The sequence below is a fragment of the Steroidobacter flavus genome, assembly GCF_042651805.1.
GTDB classification, from domain to species: domain Bacteria; phylum Pseudomonadota; class Gammaproteobacteria; order Steroidobacterales; family Steroidobacteraceae; genus Steroidobacter; species Steroidobacter flavus.
The window spans coordinates 889,371-906,508 of the sequence record NZ_JBHSDU010000003.1; the positions used below are offsets into that span (position 1 = coordinate 889,371).

General features: G+C 62.2%; 16 protein-coding genes. 10 read left to right on the forward strand and 6 right to left on the reverse strand.

All coding sequences use genetic code 11. The annotated features are described in order from the left end of the window. Positions 1-230 precede the first annotated feature (230 nt). The 5 genes from ACFPN2_RS09425 to ACFPN2_RS09445 all read left to right on the forward strand — a co-directional run bounded on the left by ACFPN2_RS09425 (position 231) and on the right by ACFPN2_RS09445 (position 3,707). Entirely contained in the window at positions 231-761 is a 531-nt protein-coding gene (locus tag ACFPN2_RS09425) for a DUF4166 domain-containing protein (protein ID WP_380596356.1), read from the forward strand. Further along, entirely contained in the window at positions 754-1,155 is a 402-nt protein-coding gene (locus tag ACFPN2_RS09430; RefSeq protein ID WP_380596357.1) for a thiol-disulfide oxidoreductase DCC family protein, read from the forward strand. Before ACFPN2_RS09425 ends, ACFPN2_RS09430 begins: the two co-directional genes overlap by 8 nt. Before the next feature lie 2 nt (positions 1,156-1,157). Then, entirely contained in the window at positions 1,158-2,255 is a 1,098-nt protein-coding gene (locus ACFPN2_RS09435) for a saccharopine dehydrogenase family protein (RefSeq protein WP_380596358.1), read from the forward strand. Positions 2,256-2,395: 140 nt separating this feature from the next. Next, entirely contained in the window at positions 2,396-3,232 is an 837-nt protein-coding gene (locus tag ACFPN2_RS09440) for an alpha/beta fold hydrolase (RefSeq protein ID WP_380596359.1), read from the forward strand. Positions 3,233-3,305: 73 nt separating this feature from the next. Further along, the gene (locus ACFPN2_RS09445; RefSeq protein WP_380596360.1) at positions 3,306-3,707 is read left to right on the forward strand and encodes a VOC family protein; all 402 of its coding nucleotides are present in this window, start codon (positions 3,306-3,308) and stop codon (positions 3,705-3,707) included. 67 nt (positions 3,708-3,774) lie between these two features. On the opposite strand, the gene ACFPN2_RS09450 is transcribed toward ACFPN2_RS09445, so the two are convergent. From ACFPN2_RS09450 to ACFPN2_RS09460, 3 genes are all read right to left on the reverse strand, one after another. After that, positions 3,775-4,341, reverse strand: coding sequence for a VPLPA-CTERM sorting domain-containing protein (locus tag ACFPN2_RS09450; RefSeq protein WP_380596361.1), 567 nt, complete (start codon positions 4,339-4,341; stop codon positions 3,775-3,777). 11 nt (positions 4,342-4,352) lie between these two features. Further along, the gene (locus tag ACFPN2_RS09455) at positions 4,353-5,792 is read right to left on the reverse strand and encodes an alkaline phosphatase PhoX (protein ID WP_380596362.1); all 1,440 of its coding nucleotides are present in this window, start codon (positions 5,790-5,792) and stop codon (positions 4,353-4,355) included. A 197-nt stretch (positions 5,793-5,989) separates the two neighbouring features. Next, complete coding sequence (locus tag ACFPN2_RS09460) at positions 5,990-6,598, reverse strand: rhomboid family intramembrane serine protease (protein ID WP_380596363.1); 609 nt, start codon at positions 6,596-6,598, stop codon at positions 5,990-5,992. A gap of 180 nt (positions 6,599-6,778) precedes the next feature. Here ACFPN2_RS09460 and ACFPN2_RS09465 point away from each other — a divergent pair, with 180 nt between their 5' ends. Then, a complete protein-coding gene (locus tag ACFPN2_RS09465; protein WP_380596364.1) occupies positions 6,779-8,653 on the forward strand; it encodes an MFS transporter in 1,875 nt (624 codons plus the stop codon). Between the two features lie 117 nt (positions 8,654-8,770). Here the strand turns inward: ACFPN2_RS09465 and ald are convergent, their stop codons facing one another. Continuing rightward, a complete protein-coding gene (gene ald, locus ACFPN2_RS09470) occupies positions 8,771-9,883 on the reverse strand; it encodes an alanine dehydrogenase (protein ID WP_380596365.1) in 1,113 nt (370 codons plus the stop codon). 136 nt (positions 9,884-10,019) lie between these two features. Here ald and ACFPN2_RS09475 point away from each other — a divergent pair, with 136 nt between their 5' ends. The 3 genes from ACFPN2_RS09475 (at position 10,020) to ACFPN2_RS09485 (ending at position 14,219) form a co-directional block, all read left to right on the forward strand. Continuing rightward, positions 10,020-10,481 carry an Lrp/AsnC family transcriptional regulator gene (locus ACFPN2_RS09475; RefSeq protein WP_380596366.1) on the forward strand — a complete coding sequence of 154 codons (462 nt, stop codon included), beginning with the start codon at positions 10,020-10,022 and terminating at the stop codon, positions 10,479-10,481. A 149-nt stretch (positions 10,482-10,630) separates the two neighbouring features. Then, positions 10,631-11,689, forward strand: a complete 1,059-nt coding sequence (locus ACFPN2_RS09480) for a phytase (RefSeq protein ID WP_380596367.1) — start codon at positions 10,631-10,633, stop codon at positions 11,687-11,689. Between the two features lie 484 nt (positions 11,690-12,173). Beyond that, positions 12,174-14,219, forward strand: a complete 2,046-nt coding sequence (locus tag ACFPN2_RS09485) for a TonB-dependent receptor plug domain-containing protein (protein WP_380596368.1) — start codon at positions 12,174-12,176, stop codon at positions 14,217-14,219. An 18-nt stretch (positions 14,220-14,237) separates the two neighbouring features. Here ACFPN2_RS09485 and ACFPN2_RS09490 read toward each other — a convergent pair whose 3' ends face one another. After that, positions 14,238-14,663: a winged helix-turn-helix domain-containing protein gene (locus tag ACFPN2_RS09490; protein WP_380596369.1), complete on the reverse strand. Its 426-nt coding sequence runs from the start codon at positions 14,661-14,663 to the stop codon at positions 14,238-14,240. 80 nt (positions 14,664-14,743) lie between these two features. On the opposite strand from ACFPN2_RS09490, the gene modA reads away from it, so the two are divergent. Then, positions 14,744-16,000, forward strand: coding sequence for a molybdate ABC transporter substrate-binding protein (modA, locus tag ACFPN2_RS09495; RefSeq protein WP_380596370.1), 1,257 nt, complete (start codon positions 14,744-14,746; stop codon positions 15,998-16,000). On the opposite strand, the gene modC is transcribed toward modA, so the two are convergent. Then, on the reverse strand, positions 15,975-17,132 hold the full coding sequence (gene modC, locus ACFPN2_RS09500; RefSeq protein ID WP_380596371.1) for a molybdenum ABC transporter ATP-binding protein: 1,158 nt from the start codon (positions 17,130-17,132) through the stop codon (positions 15,975-15,977). The genes modA and modC overlap by 26 nt on opposite strands. Positions 17,133-17,138: the final 6 nt, after the last annotated feature.

The window sequence follows — 17,138 nt, forward strand, 5'->3', positions numbered from 1 at the left end:
ATTTGTATTGCCAGGTCAACTGGACTGTAGATAGCCGTCTGCAACGCAGCCATGCGTACAAATGCAGACATCGCCACGCGACCGTCGACCTTCGAATGCTTCGACCAGTTCAGCGGCGAAGGTCGACCGCTGAAACATTCGACGCCGCTGAAACTCATGTTCACAACACGCTGTCGCTGCAGGGATCGACAGCCACTATAATCGACTCACGCCCCACCCACCGATGGCTCATGTCAGAACCGTCCCTGTATTCGAGACTGCTCGGCCCGGCCTTCGAGGACCTGCCGTCCGCTCTCAAAAGCATTCACGACGCCCGCCGTTCCAAGCGGTACGTCGGCCGATGTGACATTCGCGGCGGCGGCCCGATTGCCAGAACCATAGCCCGCCTCGCAGGCCTGCCCGTCGCCCGGGCCGATGCGCCCATCGAAGTCACGGTCAACGTCACGGCAACCGGCGAGCACTGGCTACGAAAGTTCGGCAGCCAGCGCATGCAATCGCGACTGACCTGGCGCAAGCAGCGAATGGAAGAGCGACTCGGGCCGATCGTGCTCGCCTTCGAGCTGTCTGCACAGCAGGAACGTATCATTTGGTCCTTGTACAGCGCGCGTCTGGCATTGTTACCTGTGCCGCTGACCTGGCTGCTGAAATGCGGAGCGACGGAATCCCTCGATCAGGGTCGCTACGGCTTCGATGTGAGCGCGCACGTGCTAGGCATCGGGCTCGTCGTTCACTACAAGGGATGGCTGGTCGAGCATGAATGACCGGGTGCTGGTGTTCGACGGCGTGTGCGTATTGTGCAGTCATTGGGTGAGCTTCGTACTCGAGCACGATCGACAGCGGTTGTATAAGTTCGCAGCCATGCAGACGGCCACCGGTCGCGAGCTGTTGACGAGCCACGGTCTGGATCCGGACGATCCCAAGTCGTTTCTATTGTTGGAAGGCGGGCGAGGCTATATGGACACGGATGCCCTGATTCGAGTGCTCAGGTCCTTCGGCGGGCGCTGGCGGATCGTCTCGACACTGATCCGGTTGATGCCGCGTTTCATCCGCGACGCCTTTTATCGAGCGATCGCACGCAATCGCTACAAGCTGTTCGGCAAGCACGACGTGTGCATCGTCCCGAGCGCCCAGACCGCGGACAGATTCTTGAGCTGATCATGAAGTCCGTCGTCGTCCTCGGAGGCTATGGCAACTTCGGTCGCCGCATCGTCGATGCGCTGGCGCGCGAGCGTGACACTCGCGTGTTTGTTTCCGGGCGTGATGTGCAGCAAGCAACGGCCGTCGCCCAAGAGATTGGCGGCTCGGCGGAACCACTTCGTCTCGATGCTTACGCCGCCGATTTCACCGCCGAGCTGCGCAAAGTAGGCGCGACCATCGTTGTTCATACAGCAGGCCCATTCCAAGGACAGGAATACGCAGTGCCTCGCGCGTGTGTCGCCGCCAAGGCTCACTACCTCGATCTCGCGGATGGGCGTGGCTTCGTGTGCGGCATCAGAGCACTCGATGAAGAAGCGAAGCTGAATGACGCTCTGGTCGTCAGTGGCGCGAGCTCCGTGCCCGCACTTTCATCCGCCGTCGTTGACGCACTCGGCGCGCAGTTCTCCTCGATCGAAAGCATCGATCATGGCATTACCTCCGGCGCCCGGCCGCCAGGTAAAGCGACCATGGACGGCGTGCTCGCTTACGCGGGCAAGCCTTTCAAACAATGGCGCGACGGTCAGTGGCAACAAGTGTGCGGCTGGCAGGATCTGACGCGTCGTTTGTATCCGACACCCATCCAGGGCCGCTGGATCGCCAACTGCGACGTGCCCGACCTGGATTTGTTTCCTGAACGATATCGACTGGTGCACACCGTGCAGTTCCGTGCCGGTGTCGGCCCGGCGTCGAGCATGATTGGATTGTGGTTCGCCTCCTGGCTGGTGCGAGTCGGATTACTCACTTCGCTACAGAGCTGGGTGCCCGCGCTCCATCGCACGGCCAGCACGCTCGCGCCCTTCGGCTCGAAGCGCAGCGCCATGCACGTGACCGTTCGTGGCATCGACTTGAACGGCGAGCCCGCGGTCCGCAACTGGTTTCTGTTGGCCGATCAGGATCACGGCCCCTTCATTCCCTGCTTCCCCGCCATCGCCCTGGCCCGCAAGCTGGTGCGCGATGAAATCTCCGCACGCGGTGCCATGCCGTGCATGGGCTTGCTCACCGTCGATGACATTCTTTCTGTCGGCGACGGCCTCGACCTGCGCGTCGTCGTGGGCTGACGCTGCACTTCCTTCGTATTCTCCGGGCGCTCGCCCCGGTTAATAAAGCACGCAGATTCCATTCCTCGCACTCGATTGCAAGCATTCGGACATATCCGGCTGCGACAGTGCCGTAGCACGTTCACGCTTAGGAGCGCTTTATGACCAAGACCTCGAGCACCGTCACTACCAAAGACGGCACGACGATTTACTACAAGGACTGGGGCACCGGACAGCCGGTGGTCTTCAGCCATGGTTGGCCGCTGTGCTCCGACAGTTGGGAAGCGCAGATGCTGCACGTGGCGAGCAATGGGTTTCGCGCCGTCGCTCATGACCGTCGCGGTCACGGCCGCTCGAGCCAGCCGTGGGAAGGCAATGAGATGAACACCTACGCCGACGATCTCGCGGCGGTCATCGAAGCCCTGGATCTGAAAGATATCGTGCTGATCGGCTTCTCGACGGGCGGCGGTGAGGTCGCGCGCTACATCGGTCGTCATGGCACCAAGCGGGTCGCCAAAGCTGCGCTGATCTCGTCCGTGCCGCCGCTCATGCTCAAGACCGCGGCGAATCCGGGCGGTTTGCCGATCGAGGTGTTCGATGGCATTCGCGCGGGCTCGCTCGCCGACCGCTCACAGTTGTACCAGGATTTCGCCAACGGCCCGTTCTTCGGCGCCAATCGCCCGGGCGCGAAAGTCTCGCAGGGCATGAAGGACTCGTTCTGGCTGCAAGGCATGATGGGCGGCCACAAGAACACCTACGACTGCATCAAGGCGTTCTCCGAAACCGACTTCACCGAAGATTTGAAAAAGTTCGACGTGCCGACGCTGGTCATCCATGGCGATGACGATCAGGTCGTTCCCATCGATGCGGCCGGCCGGGCGTCGGCGAAGCTCGTCAAGAACAGCACGCTCAAGGTGTACAAAGGCGCGCCCCACGGCATCACCGACACGCACAAGGAACAGCTCAACAAGGATTTGCTGGAGTTCATCAAAGGCTGACAGGCCTTCTGGAACAGCGGCGGATTTTTCGGCAGGATGTTTTCTTCGGAAGGCCTGCTGAGAGACCGCCGCTATGTTCAGTCACATCCACCTTGGCACTCGAGACCTGCCTCGCGCCGAGGCGTTCTACGACGCCGTTCTTCTTCCCATCGGCTTGAAACGTCGGCAAGTCATTCCCGACGGCGGGCCCGATTGCGCCTGCTGGGTCTCTCCCGACCGAACGCTGCCTCGCTTCTACGTTACGCTCCCTTTCAACAGACAGGAAGCTTCCGTGGGCAACGGCACGATGGTCGCATTCATGGCCCCCGATCCGGCCGCGGTCGATCGTTCCTATCGCGCCGGCATCGCCGCCGGCGGCTCCGACGAAGGCCCGCCCGGCGAGCGACTCCACTACGGCAAAGGCTACTACGGCGCCTATCTTCGCGACCCCGATGGCAACAAAGTTCACATCGTCCATCGCGGCGACCTGCCGTGATCGACGAAGGCCGCGCCCAGGAGCGGCGCGGCCTTCAAGGTTGGAGTCCGTTCCGAACGAATATTCCTTAAGCAGCGCGACGGCGGCGGAAGATTCCCATGCCGGCGAGCGCCGAGCCGAGCAGCCAGAACGCGGCCGGCAGCGGTACCGGTGTGACGCTCACGTTCATGGAGTAGGCGAAGATGCCTTCCAGCGGGAAGCCCGACTCGCCACCGACGGCGATCGTGTACACGCCGCTCGACGGCAACACCAGGTTCAGCAGGCTGGTGCCGATGGCGCCAGTCACGGGATTGGTGCCGGCGACAAAAATGTTGTCGCCGAAATCGCCGTAGTTGCTGAAGCCGGGGATGAGCAGTTCCATCTGCTCAACCACGCCCTGATACACGCTCACGCCGAACTCGATCGCCGAGGACTGCACGACGATGGACAACGTGTCGCCCGCGTTCGCGGTGAACGACCAGAAGTTGACCTGGTCGCCATCGGTGGCGTTCGACTCGATCCATGCGCTGGAGCTGGTGACGCTGCTCTCGACCGTGCCGCCGCCGGTGACATCGCCGCTCAGCACTTGAGCGAACGACGCCACCGGCAACAACAGCACGGCCCACAGCCATACCGCACGAATGATAGTTTTCATGGCGGTACTCCTTACAGCGCGCCGTTGTCCCAAGGACCGGTGATGGCGAGCGTGATGCCCGGCGTCTGCAGGTTCACGAACATCCACTTCTCGAAGAAGGTCGCGCCACACCACTCGGTGTTGGTGTAGTTGCCCGGCGGGATGAGCGCGGCGACCTGGCCACCGGCATTCAACGCCGCATCGGCCTGCTGCAACTGAGCCGCGGTGAAGTTCATGCGGTTTTCCGCGAAGATGAACGTGCCGCCCGTCTGCGTCAGACCACGCAGACGTTGGATGCTGTTGCCACCGTCTTCGCACAACACGATGCCGCCGCGCGGGCTGACAGCGATGTTGTCCGGCATGTTGACTTCGGCGTTGCTCACACCGGCGCCGGTGGAGTTGAACACGATCGTCAACGTTTCACGACGCGGGTCGTAGCAATACACCTGGCCCTGGCGAGCGGTGCCGCCGCTGGTGCTGACGAAATAGATCTTGCCGCTGTCGTAGTAAGCACCTTCCAGACGCGCGAAAGCAGCGCGGCCCGGCGCGGAGTTATAAACGCGACCGTTGATCGCTTCGACATCCGTCACCTGCACCCACTCGACATTCCAGGTCGTGCCCGCCGGATGATCGACGTACACACCGTTCAAGCCGCTGAAGTTGAAGTTGTCGGTGCCCGCCACCTTCATCGCGAACAGCGTGCCGCCCAGGTGCAGCTTGCCGTACTGATTCGGCACGAACTTGTAGAACGCGCTCGGCGTGACGTCTTCGGTCTGATACACGATGCCAGTGGCAGGATCGACGGCAACGGCTTCCCACTCCGACTTGCCCATCGCGCGCAGCGGCTGGCCAGTGGCGGCGCCGTAGCCCGGCACTTCGAAGATCCAGCCGTGACGCACGCCGGCCGGAGAAACATCGCCCGCTTCTTCGCAGGAGAGCCACGAGCCCCAAGGCGTGCGGCCGCCGGCGCAGTTACGCACCGTGCCGGTGAGCGACGCATACGAGCTCACGAACTTGCCGGTCGCAGTATCGAACAACACGTTGGTCGTGCCGCCGCGAGCATAGGTCGGGTCGTAAGCGGCAGGCGCGTTGAACGCGACACCGCCGGTGCCCTGCTCATGATTACGAACCATCACGATCTGGCTGCCCTTCGCCGCGACGACGGCCATGCCGTCATGGGCGCCGGGTGTGCGCTGACCGTCGGCCATCGGCTGACCGCTCCAGCCGTAGCTGCGATACGTGAAGCCGGCAGGCAACGCGATCAGCGGCAGACCGGTGGTGAGATCGTTGACCGGAGCGACCGGACCGTAGTCATCCGAGTACGGCAGCTCTGCCGCACTGACTTCGCGACGCGCCAGCATCGCGGCGAAAGAAATCGATGCGGCACCCACCACACCGTTCCGAATGAATTCACGACGATTAGCGACAGGACGGACGTCGTCCGTGCCCGGCTCACGAGATTGATCGGTCATTGCTGAACCCCTCACCGTTCTTGGAAAAAGAAATGTGCCGGCAGCAGTGATCGAAGCCGTAGCTTGCGACTGCTGGCGCGGCGGCGAGGATTGTTCAGTGACGATGTTTAGTGATGATGGCGCGGGCGCGAACGCTCCATGACTAAATGCGCACGCGCTCGCGCTCCTGTCATACGTAAACTGACAGCGACGTCAGATTAGCGTTGCCGACGACGCTGCGCCTGCCAGTAACGAATGATCACGAAGCCGGTGGCCATGCCACCCAAGTGGGCGAAGTGCGCGATACCCGACGCGGTCTGCGTCACGCCCATCACCAATTCGAAGATGCCGTACAGCGTGACGAACAACCACGCCGGCATCGGGATCGGAGGGAATATCAGCATCAGCATGCGACGAGGAAACGCCATGCCGTAGGCGAGCAGCAAACCGAATACGCCGCCCGACGCGCCGACCACCGGTCCGGACATTCCGCCCGCAGCCGCTGTGACGATCAAGTGCATGGCCGCAGCGCCGACGACACACGCGAGGTAATAAAACAGATAACGCCGCGAGCCGAACAACCGCTCGATGTCCGAACCGAACATGAACAGCGCGAACATGTTGAAGAACAGGTGCGTCAACCCGCCATGCAGGAACCCGTAGGTCAGCAGCTGCCAGATATGGAAGGCCGGGTAACCATACTGCTCGCCCTGCGGCGGCCACAGCGCGAACAGCACGTCGATCAGGCCGCCCAGCAGATACTGCAGGCCGAACATCACGACGTTGATGATGATCAGGAGTTTGTTGAGCGGGGTAATGCTGGGCATCGAGACTCTATGCGGGCTAGCGCGTCGGGTTAAAGCGACGCCCAAAACAAAAGCCCACCATGCGGTGGGCTCATAGGGGATCGAGGTTACAGCAAGGGGTCACGGATTTCGACCGTGGCCGGGCGCGGCAGTTCCCCGAAAGTGTAGGATGCCGCCCAGATCGCCCCCACGGATGAGCGAATGGCCAATCCATCACAATTCAAACTACTGGTCCAACGCCGCTTCCTGCCGTTCTTCGGCGCCCAGGCGCTCGGCGCGTTCAACGACAATGTCTACAAGAACACGCTCGTTATCCTCGCAACCTACCAGGCGGCGAGCTACACGAAGCTCGAGCCCTCGCTGCTGACCAACATCGCGGCCGGCCTGTTCATCCTGCCGTTCGTGCTGTTTTCCGGCATGGCCGGGCAGCTGGCGGATCGCTACGACAAGGCCCGGGTGCTGAAAGTCGTCAAGGCCGCCGAAATCGGCATCATGGGCGTCGCGGGGGTCGGCTTCGCCACCCACAATATAGAAGTGTTACTCGCCGCCCTGTTCCTGATGGGCATGCACTCCACTTTCTTCGCGCCCGCCAAGTACGGCCTGTTGCCCGAGGTACTGCGCGACTCGGAGCTGGTCGGCGGCAACGCCATGGTGGAAATGGGCACGTTCGTGGCGATTGTGCTCGGCACATTGGTCGCGGGTCTGCTCGCGGCCCATGGCGGCACCGCCCTGATCGTGACGACGCTCGTGGCCATTGCATTGTTGGGCTTTCTCAGCAGTCTCGCGATTCCGAAGCTGCAACCCGCGGCGCCGACGCTGAAGATCGATTGGCGCCCATGGACTTCGACATGGGAAAACCTGCGCGCGGCCGGCGAGTCGCGCACGGTATTTCTATCCATCCTCGGCATCTCCTGGTTTTGGTTCTACGGCGCCCTCGTGCTCGCGCAATTGCCGCTCTACACCAAGGATGTGCTCGGCGGCAGCGAAGAAGTGGTGACGGTGCTGCTCGTGATGTTCTCCGCCGGCGTCGGCATCGGCTCATTGCTCTGCGAGCGCTTGTCCGGGCGCCAGGTGGAAATCGGCCTGGTGCCGTTCGGCTCCATCGGCCTCACGGTGTTCGCGGTCGATCTGTATCTCGCGACACCCGCGATGGCGGGCTCCAACTTGTCGGCTCGCGACTTCATCCACGCGCCGGGCTCCTGGCGCGTGCTGATGGACATGGCGTTGATCGGTCTGTTCGGCGGTTTGTTTATCGTGCCGCTGTACGCAATGGTTCAACAGCGCACGCGTCGCGAGATCATGTCGCGCGTCATCGGTGCGAACAGCATTCTCAACGCGGTGTTCATGGTCGTCGCCGCCGGCGTCGCGGCCCTCGCGTTGCATTTCGGGCTGACCATTCCGCAGCTGTTGCTGTTGACCGGCGTGCTGAATGCGTTCGTCGCGATTTATATCTACAGCCTGGTGCCCGAGTTCCTGTTGCGCTTCGTCGCGTGGCTGTTGATCCACTTCGTGTATCGGCTCGACCGCCGCGGCATCGACAACATTCCCGAGGAAGGGCCGGCGCTGCTCATCTGTAATCACGTCGGCTTCGCCGATGCCATTGTGATCTCGGCCGCATGCCCGCGCCCCATCCGTTTCATCATGGAAAGCAGCATCTTCAAGATCCCGGTGCTGAAGACCATCTTCCGCGGTATGAAGGCGATTCCGGTGGCCCCGCAGAAGGAAGATCCGGAAGTGTATGAGCGCGCCTTCCAGCTAGTCGCCGCCGAGCTGCGCGACGGCAACTTGGTTTGTATCTTCCCCGAAGGCCGACTCACCCCTGACGGCGAGATCGGTGAGTTCCGCGCGGGCATGATGCGCATTTTGAAAGAGACCCCGGTGCCGGTGGTGCCGCTGTCCCTGTCCGGGCTGTGGGACTCGATGCTCTCGCGCAAATACAAACAAGTGTGGAAACGTCTGCCGCGCCGGTTCCTGGCCAAGATCACGCTGAAAGCCGGCGAGCCGGTCCCGCCGGACCAGGCCGAAGTTCACGACTTGCGCCGACGCGTTGTCGAGCTGCGCGGCTCGGCGCAGTAGGGGCCAAAAAAAAAGCCCGCACTAGGCGGGCTCAACAGGGGGATCGGGTTCAAAAATGCGACGGTGGTTATGACACCATCCTCGGGTCGCATTGACACTTGTTCAAAAGTACGGTCATCAAGCAGCGACACGATACGGGCGATATGCCAGTTTCAAATCGCGAGCCACTGCCTCACATGTGATGGCGCCCGCGTGAACATTCAAGCCCGCCGCCAGATGCGGATCGGCCGCCAGCGCTTTCTCCGCGCCGAGATCTGCCAGCTGTTTCACGTAGGGCAACGTTGCATTCGTCAACGCGAACGTCGACGTGCGCGGCACGGCGCCCGGCATGTTGGTGACGCAGTAGTGAATGACGCCATCGACAACATACGTCGGGTCGGCATGGGTGGTCGGCCGGCTGGTCTCGAAGCAACCGCCCTGGTCGATGGAAATATCCACCATCACGGCGCCCTTCTTCATCTTGCTCACCATCTCGCGCGTCACGAGCTTCGGCGCAGCGGCACCGACCACCAGCACCGCGCCGATCACGACGTCGGCTTGAGTCACTAACGATTCGATCGCTTCGGCCGTCGAGGCCATCGTCTTCAAGCGACCGGCGAACAATGCGTCGAGCTCGCGCAAACGCTTCAGCGAGCGATCGACGACAGTCACATCGGCCCGCATGCCGACCGCAATCTCTGCCGCCGCCGTACCGGACACACCGCCACCGAGCACCACCACCTTCGCGGGCGCCGTGCCGGGCACGCCACCGAGCAACACACCCAATCCACCATTCGCCTTCTGCAGCGTCGTGGCACCGACCTGCACCGACATACGACCGGCCACTTCACTCATCGGCGTCAGCAGCGGCAGCGAACCATTCGGCGCAGTGACTGTTTCATAGGCGATGGCCGTCGCACCGGACGCCATCAACGCATTGGCCTGCGCGGCATCGGCCGCGAGATGCAAATAGGTGAACAGCACCTGGCCCGGACGGAGCATCTGACACTCGACCAGCTGTGGCTCCTTGACCTTCACCACCAACTCAGCCCCGTCGAAGATCTCCTTGGCCGTCGCCACGATCTTGGCGCCCGCCGCGACATAGGCCGCGTCGTCGACCCCGATCCCCGCACCGGCCGTACTCTGTATGAGTACCTGGTGGCCTGACGCCACCAGCTCGCGGACACCCGCGGGCACCAGACCGACGCGATATTCGTGATTCTTGATCTCTTTCGGGACGCCGATACGCATAAGACCTCGTTGGAGACGACACGAGCAAAAATTTAGGCTTCGGCCGGCGCATGAAACTGCTGCATTCGGGCGCTTTCCAACGGATCTGTGGCAGAATCTGCGGCAGGTCTCCCAGGCTGCGACGGATTCTTGCGCCATGAAATTCGACCGCTTCGACCGCGCCATCCTCCAGGCGCTCCAGCACGAAGGCCGCATTCCGAACAGCGCCCTCGCCGAGCGCGTCAATCTGTCGGAATCCGCATGCCTGCGCCGCATCCGCCAGCTCGAGGAATCCGGCGTGATCGAGGGCTACACGGCGCTCATCAGCCAACAGAAGGTCGGCTGCCCGGTGAATGTGTTCGTCAACATCACGCTCGATCGCCAGGACGAGACCGACCTGCGCAAGTTCGAAGAGGCGGTGCGAAAGATTCCCGAGGTGATGGAGTGCTACCTGATGACGGGCGACTACGACTACGTCGTCCGCGTCGTCGTCGCCGACACCGCCGACTTCGAACGACTCCACAGCAAGCACCTCACCCGCCTGCCCGGCGTCGCCCGCGTCCACTCCAGCTTCGCGCTGCGCACCGTGCAAAAGGCGCCTGAATTGCCGATTCGCTGATCGCTCCGTGACGTCCGCGTTACAAAGCTGATGCCTGGCTGACGCGCGCTGACAGGCATCCGTCAGCCGGCGCTCTATACAGTGGGCGCCTCAGCGAAAAACATTAACGTTGGCTGCCTAAGCTTTTCATTTTTCGGCGGAGTGATTGAATGCGACGTCTGGTTCCTTGCCTGCTCTCGATGGCCCTCCTCAGCGGCTGCGGTATCACTCAGGGCAGTGAGTCGCCCTCGAAGTCCGCGAAGCCTGTGTTCGCTTCCGTTGAAACCGAGCCTGTCGCCAGCGCCAACGACGCCGCGGACGATCCCGCGATCTGGATCCATCCGACCGATCCTTCCCGCAGCTTGATCATCGGCACCGACAAGAAGAACGGCCTCGACGTTTACGACCTCACCGGCAAGCGCGTGCAGACGCTGCCTGACGGGCGCATGAACAACGTCGATCTTCGCTATGGGTTTGCTCTCGGCGGTCAGCAGGTCGCCCTCGTCGCGGCGACTAATCGAACGGATCAAACGTTGGCGTTATATGCGGTCGATGTTAACGGCCGGCTGAGCAATGTCGCGGACGGGAAGATCGCCACTGGCATGGCCGATCCTTATGGCTTGTGCATGTATCGCAGTGCTGCCGGTGAGTATTTCGTGTTTGCCAACGACGGCGACACGGGTCACTTCAAACAATGGGTGCTGGAAGCTCGTGGCGAGCGAGTTGGCGCTCGCTTGGTTCGTGAGTTCGGCGTTGGCTCGCAGGCGGAAGGATGCGCAGCGGATGACGGCACGGGGGCTTTGTATGTTGCCGAAGAAGACGTCGGCCTCTGGCGCTATTCCGCCGCGCCCAACGGCGGCGATGCTCGGACTTCGGTCGATACCGTCGCCAAGGGCAATCTGACTGACGATGCCGAGGGCGTGACGATCTACTACGGCGCCGGCTCCACCGGCTATTTGATTGTGTCCAGTCAGGGATCGAACGATTACAACGTTTATCAGCGCGACGGCGATAACAAGTTTATCGGCAAGTTCGCCATCGTTCTGAGCCCCGCCGGCATCGACGGCACCAGCGATACGGATGGCATCGATGTGACTAGCGCGTCGCTTGGCTCGGCGTTCCCGCACGGTGTGTTTGTCGCACAAGACGGGAAAAATACGAATCCCTCCGCGCCGCAGAACTTCAAGCTAGTGCCGTGGGAGCGGATCGCGGAAGCGCTGAAGTTGTAAGAGGTTTGGCAAAGGGAAGAGAGGGGCGGCGCTGTCTCGAAAGCGCTGCTTCGAGTCGCGCATCTTTGAGCTGGGGGAAAGGTGGGGGTCTCGGGAAGTTCGCAACCACGGTAACTTTCCCACCGCAGCTATTCGAGCAAGCCGTTGCACGCCGGCTGTACAAATGAGGGAGCGCGTTGGGCGCTCGGCGTGCGGAGCGCGCCGAGTGCGGCGACGGCGAAGTAACAGCCGGCGCAATTCATGCGGCAGCCATCAACGCTCAGCCCACCGACACTAAAGACGCTCGCGAGTTTCCCGAGTCCCCCACCTACGCCCCCAGCTCTGCCGAAGGCCGCGCGCAACGCGTCAGCAGAAAGGTCTGGGACAATTTACCCACCGATATGCAGGATCGGACATAGCGCCCGATCCGCCCTCGTTATATCCTCACGGATATCGCGCTCCCGCTTGCCGGCGGACGCGCGCGGAGAACAAGGGAGCACCGGCTTTGGAAAACAAAACTTTCTGCACCGTGACACTCGCGATCGGTGCAATCTGTGTGACCAGCGCGGCCCGCGCGGACGACAGCAACGTCTTCACGCTCGGTCAGATCACCGTCACTGCGCCTCGCATTGACACAGTCCTAGGCGACGCCACCGTCAGCCAGGACGAAGTGTGGAACTTCAACGTGAACACCCTGGATGAAGCCGTGAAGCTCGTTCCCGGCGTCACGAGCAATTTCGACTCCAACGGTCGTCGCAACGAGCACGACATCCTGGTGCGTGGCTACGGTCGCTGGCAGGTGCCGCTGTCCATCGACGGCATTCGGGTCTATCTGCCCGCCGACAACCGCCTCGACTTCAATCGTTTCCTCACGCAGGACCTCGCCGAGATTCAGATCCGCAAGGGCTATGCGTCCGTGCTCGACGGCCCCGGCGGCCTCGGCGGCGCGATCAATCTGGTGACACGCAAGCCCACCAAGGCGTTCGAGTCTTCGTTCCAAAGCGAAGCGATCTTCGGCAATGACGATTACGAAGGCTGGAGCAGCACGCTCAGCCTCGGCGCCCGGCAAGACAACTATTACGTACAAGCGAGCGGCAGTTATCTCGATCGCGACCATTGGTCCCTCTCGAACGACTTCCGTCCGAGCCCGATGGAAGACGGCGGCGAGCGCGACGGCTCCGCGACCAAGGACTGGCGCGTGAACGTCAAAGTCGGTTTCACACCGAACGAGACCGACGAATACAGCCTCAGCTACACCACGCAGGAAGGCGAGAAAGGCGCGCCGCTGCAGGTCTTCAACAACCCGCCGAATCCGCCCAACAGTTATTGGACCTGGCCGTGGTGGGACACCGACAGCATTTATTTCCTGTCGCACACGCAGCTCGGCGACAGCAGCTATCTGAAGACGCGCCTGTTCTACAACACGTTCGACAACGCGCTCTGGGCCTACGACGACGCGACCTACACGACCCTGTCATTGAACGGCCGCTTCCGCAGCGCCTACGACGACGAAGGTTATGGCGGCAGTGTCGAAGCGGGCATTTCACTCAGCGAGAGCAACACCCTCAAAGGTGCGATTCACTATCGCGTCGACGAGCATCGCGAGCGGGATTTCAACCGACCGACGAACCCGGCGTTCGCCGCCATGGAACCCTGGACCGGAAGAAAGGAACACACCTGGTCCGTTGCGCTGGAGGACACCCTGCAGTTCACGTCACAACTCAGCGCCGTGGTCGGCGTGAGCTATGACAAGAATGAATTGAAAGAAGCCACCGACTACACCGTCGCGCGCGGCGTCTTCAGCTATCCCACCGGCGACAGCGACGCTGTCAACGGGCAAGCCGCCGTGTACTGGCGTTACAACGACGCGGCTCAGCTGCACGCATCGATCTCGTCACGCTCTCGTTTCCCCACCAATTTCGAGCGCTTCAGCACGCGCTTCGGCAATGCCGTGCCCAATCCGGATCTGGGCACCGAGCGCGGTGTGAACTACGAGATCGGTTGGGAGAGCGGCACGCAGTGGGACACCACGACGCTGTCCGCAACCGTGTTCTACAACGACATCAGCGACATGATCCAAACGGTGATCGTGCAAGCCTCGCCGCAGCTGACCCAGACTCAAAACGTCGGTGATGGCGAAGCGTACGGCATCGAGCTCAGCGCCGACACACAACTCAACGACCAGCTGCGCATCGGCGCGAACTACAGCTACCTGCATCGCGAGATTACCGACGCCTTGCAGCCGGGTCTGCGCCCCGCGGGCACACCGACGCATCAAGGCCTGGTGTTCGTGAGCTATCAGCTCATTCCACAGCTCACGATCATGCCGAACGTGGAACTGGCGGACGACCGCTGGAGCGACAATGGCACCGGCCGCTTCGTTGAAGTCGGCCAGTACAAGCTCGCGAATCTGCAGGTGCAGTATCGCGCCAACGATGCGTGGGAACTGGCCATCGGTGCCCGCAATCTGCTGGATGAGAACTATCAGCTCGCGTTCGGCTACCCCGAACAGGGCCGCACGTACTACGCGAAGTTCAAGCTGGACTTTTAAAGAGTGAACGCAGTTCCATCACCGGGACGTTGCTCGCCTGGCCGCCGCAGTGGCGGGCGAGCGCTGCGTGCGGGTGATGGAGCGGCGCGTGCCCTCGCGCTGAGTGCTGACGGTCTTGAGCATGGAACCGAAGTATTTCTCGGCGCGGGCGTTGGTTTCTTTTTCGAACTGTCGATACGCGGTCACGATGGCCTCGCCGAACTCGGTGAGCGTCGTGCCCCCGCCACCACTGCCACCGGTCGCAGTCAGCACCAGCGGCTCGCGAAAGGTTTGATTGAGACTGGCCAGCAATTGCCAGGCGCGGCGATAGCTCATATCGAGATCGCGGGCCGCCTGCGAGAGCGAGCCGGAGTCGCGCATTTTCTCGAGCAATGCCACCTTGCCCGGCCCGATGGCATGGTCGGAATCGAAGTCCACACGCAACGTAATCTTGAGCCTGCTCATCGCTTGTCTCCGCGGGCGAACCACGAAAGTAACGCAGCACCGGCTACGATCCAAGCGCCGGCCGCAAACGAGGTATCAGCATGATCCAATCCCTGGCGCGCAGCTTTGCGCATCTTCTCATCGCAGCCCTGCTGCTGACCCAGACCGCGACAGCGGCCGAAGCGCAGCGTGAGCCCTTGCTCGTGTTCGCGGCCGCCTCGCTGACCGATGTCTTACAGCAGGCCGGGCCGCTCTACACCAAGCAGTCGAACGTCGAGGTCAAGTTCTCGTTTGCCGCCAGCTCCGCGCTGGCCAAGCAGATCGAGTCCGGCGCCAGGGCCGATGCGTTCCTGTCCGCCGACCAGGACTGGATGAATTACCTGCAGGAACGCAAGCTGATCAAGGCCGACACGCGTGCCGATCTGCTTGGCAATCGCCTGGTGCTGATCGCGCCGAAAGATAGCAAGATCACTCTGAAGCTACAGAAAGGCGCGCCGTTGATCGAGGCGCTGGGCCCGAACGGCCGCCTGTCCACTGGCGACCCGGACTCCGTGCCCGTCGGCAAATACGCCAAGACCGCGCTCGGCAATCTCGATTTGTGGGCCGCAATCGAATCTCGCCTGGTGCGAGCGGACAATGTTCGCGTCGCGCTGATGTATGTGGCTCGGGGTGAAGCGCCGCTCGGCATCGTGTATGCGACGGACGCCGCGGCCGAACCACAAGTCCGCGTTGTCGATCTGTTCCCCGAATCGTCACACGCGCCGATCACGTATCCGATGGCCGCAACGACCAGCGCATCGGCTGAGACCGCCTCGTTCCTGAAGTTCCTGCGCGGCGATCAGGCTCGCGCCATCTTCACCAAGGCCGGGTTCACCATTCTGCGCGGCGCTGGCACAGCGGCTGGCAGCGCGCCGGCGTGCAGCGGATTCCAGTTCGACGTGAGCAAGGAACTGAAGGTGTTCGAAAGCAAGCCGCGTGAAGTGGCCGCCACGACCGCCGCGAATTCCGCCGCTGCGATCGATGTGAATCAGCTGTACTCGGTGAAACTGACGGATCAAAGCAAAGTGTCGTTCGCAACGACGCCCGGCAAGTCGACAGTGGCCGACGGCTCGTACGCGGGCCTACTCAAGATCACCTCGCCTCGCACGCAGACTATTCGGGTCACAGCGACGGAACATGCGTGGCTCGACGTCGTCAGCGGCGGCAAGCTGGTCGAATCGGCCCGTCACACCGGCAGCGCCAACTGTAAGGTGCTGCGTAAGGTCGTGGAGTTCAAGATCGCGCCGGACCAGCCTGTGATGATCCAGGTGAGCGGCAGCACGGAACAGCAGATCAAGCTCGCGGTAACGACGATTTGAGGAGCGGCCCTTCAACGAACGCGTGGCCGCGAATCGAGACCGACTTCACCAGCGCCCACACCTGCAGACCGGCGCGCAGGCCAAGCGCGATCGATGCGGCTCGCGTGACGCGCGACAGAATCGACGCGCCACCGATGTCGACATAGACCAGTTCGGTATCCTCATCATCCGGAACGATCCGCGCGATCGTTCCGGTCATGATGTTTCGAACACTGAGATTGTCGGGTCGGCTGGTCGCAAGAATGATGTCGCGAGCGAGCAGCTGCGTACGGACATGAGCGCCGGCTTTCGCGTCCCGCAAACCAATTCTCAGCTCGTTCGTGCCGACCCGAATGTTCGCCAAACCGGTGCCGCCGTCCAAAGATTCCACGACGCCGTGAATCACGGCGCCAACGGCATCCGGCCCGACGATGGCGCGCAATTCCGGATGCAAGCTCAGCTCATCCAGCGAGCCTTGCGACAGCACCTTGCCTTTATCCATCAGCACGACATGGGTCGCGAGCCGGAGCACTTCCTCGAACTGGTGACTCACATAGATCATGGGAATCGCCAGCTCGTCGCGCAGCTTTTCCAGATACGGCAGGACTTCTTCCCGACGCGCGGCATCGAGCGATGCCAACGGCTCATCGAGAATCAACACGCGCGGGCCGGACAACAACGCGCGCCCCAGCGCGACGCGCTGACGTTCGCCGCCCGAGAGTTGATGAACCCGTCGCGACAGCAACGGCTCCAGCCCAAGCAACGGCGCAACCACGTCGAGCGTGATCCGCGGCAACTCCCGACGCGGAGTTACAGGCGCGCCTTGCAAGGCGGGAACAAATCGATTCGCGCGTTTTTCGCCGTAGCGCAGATTCCCCATCACATCGAGGTGAGGAAACAATCGCGCATCCTGGAACACATAGCCAATGCGTCGATGCTCGGCCTGCAACGACTTGCCGTTCTGTTCGAGCGCCACCCCGTCGATCACGATGTGAGCTTCGTCGGCCGGCAGCAGCCCGGCGATGATGTTCGCGAGCGTCGTCTTGCCGCAGCCGGAGCGACCGAACAGCGCGACCACACCGGGCGACGAGACCTCGATCTCCACGTCGAGCACAAAGCCATCGCGGCGCTTCTTGGCGCGAATACTGAACATGCGGCG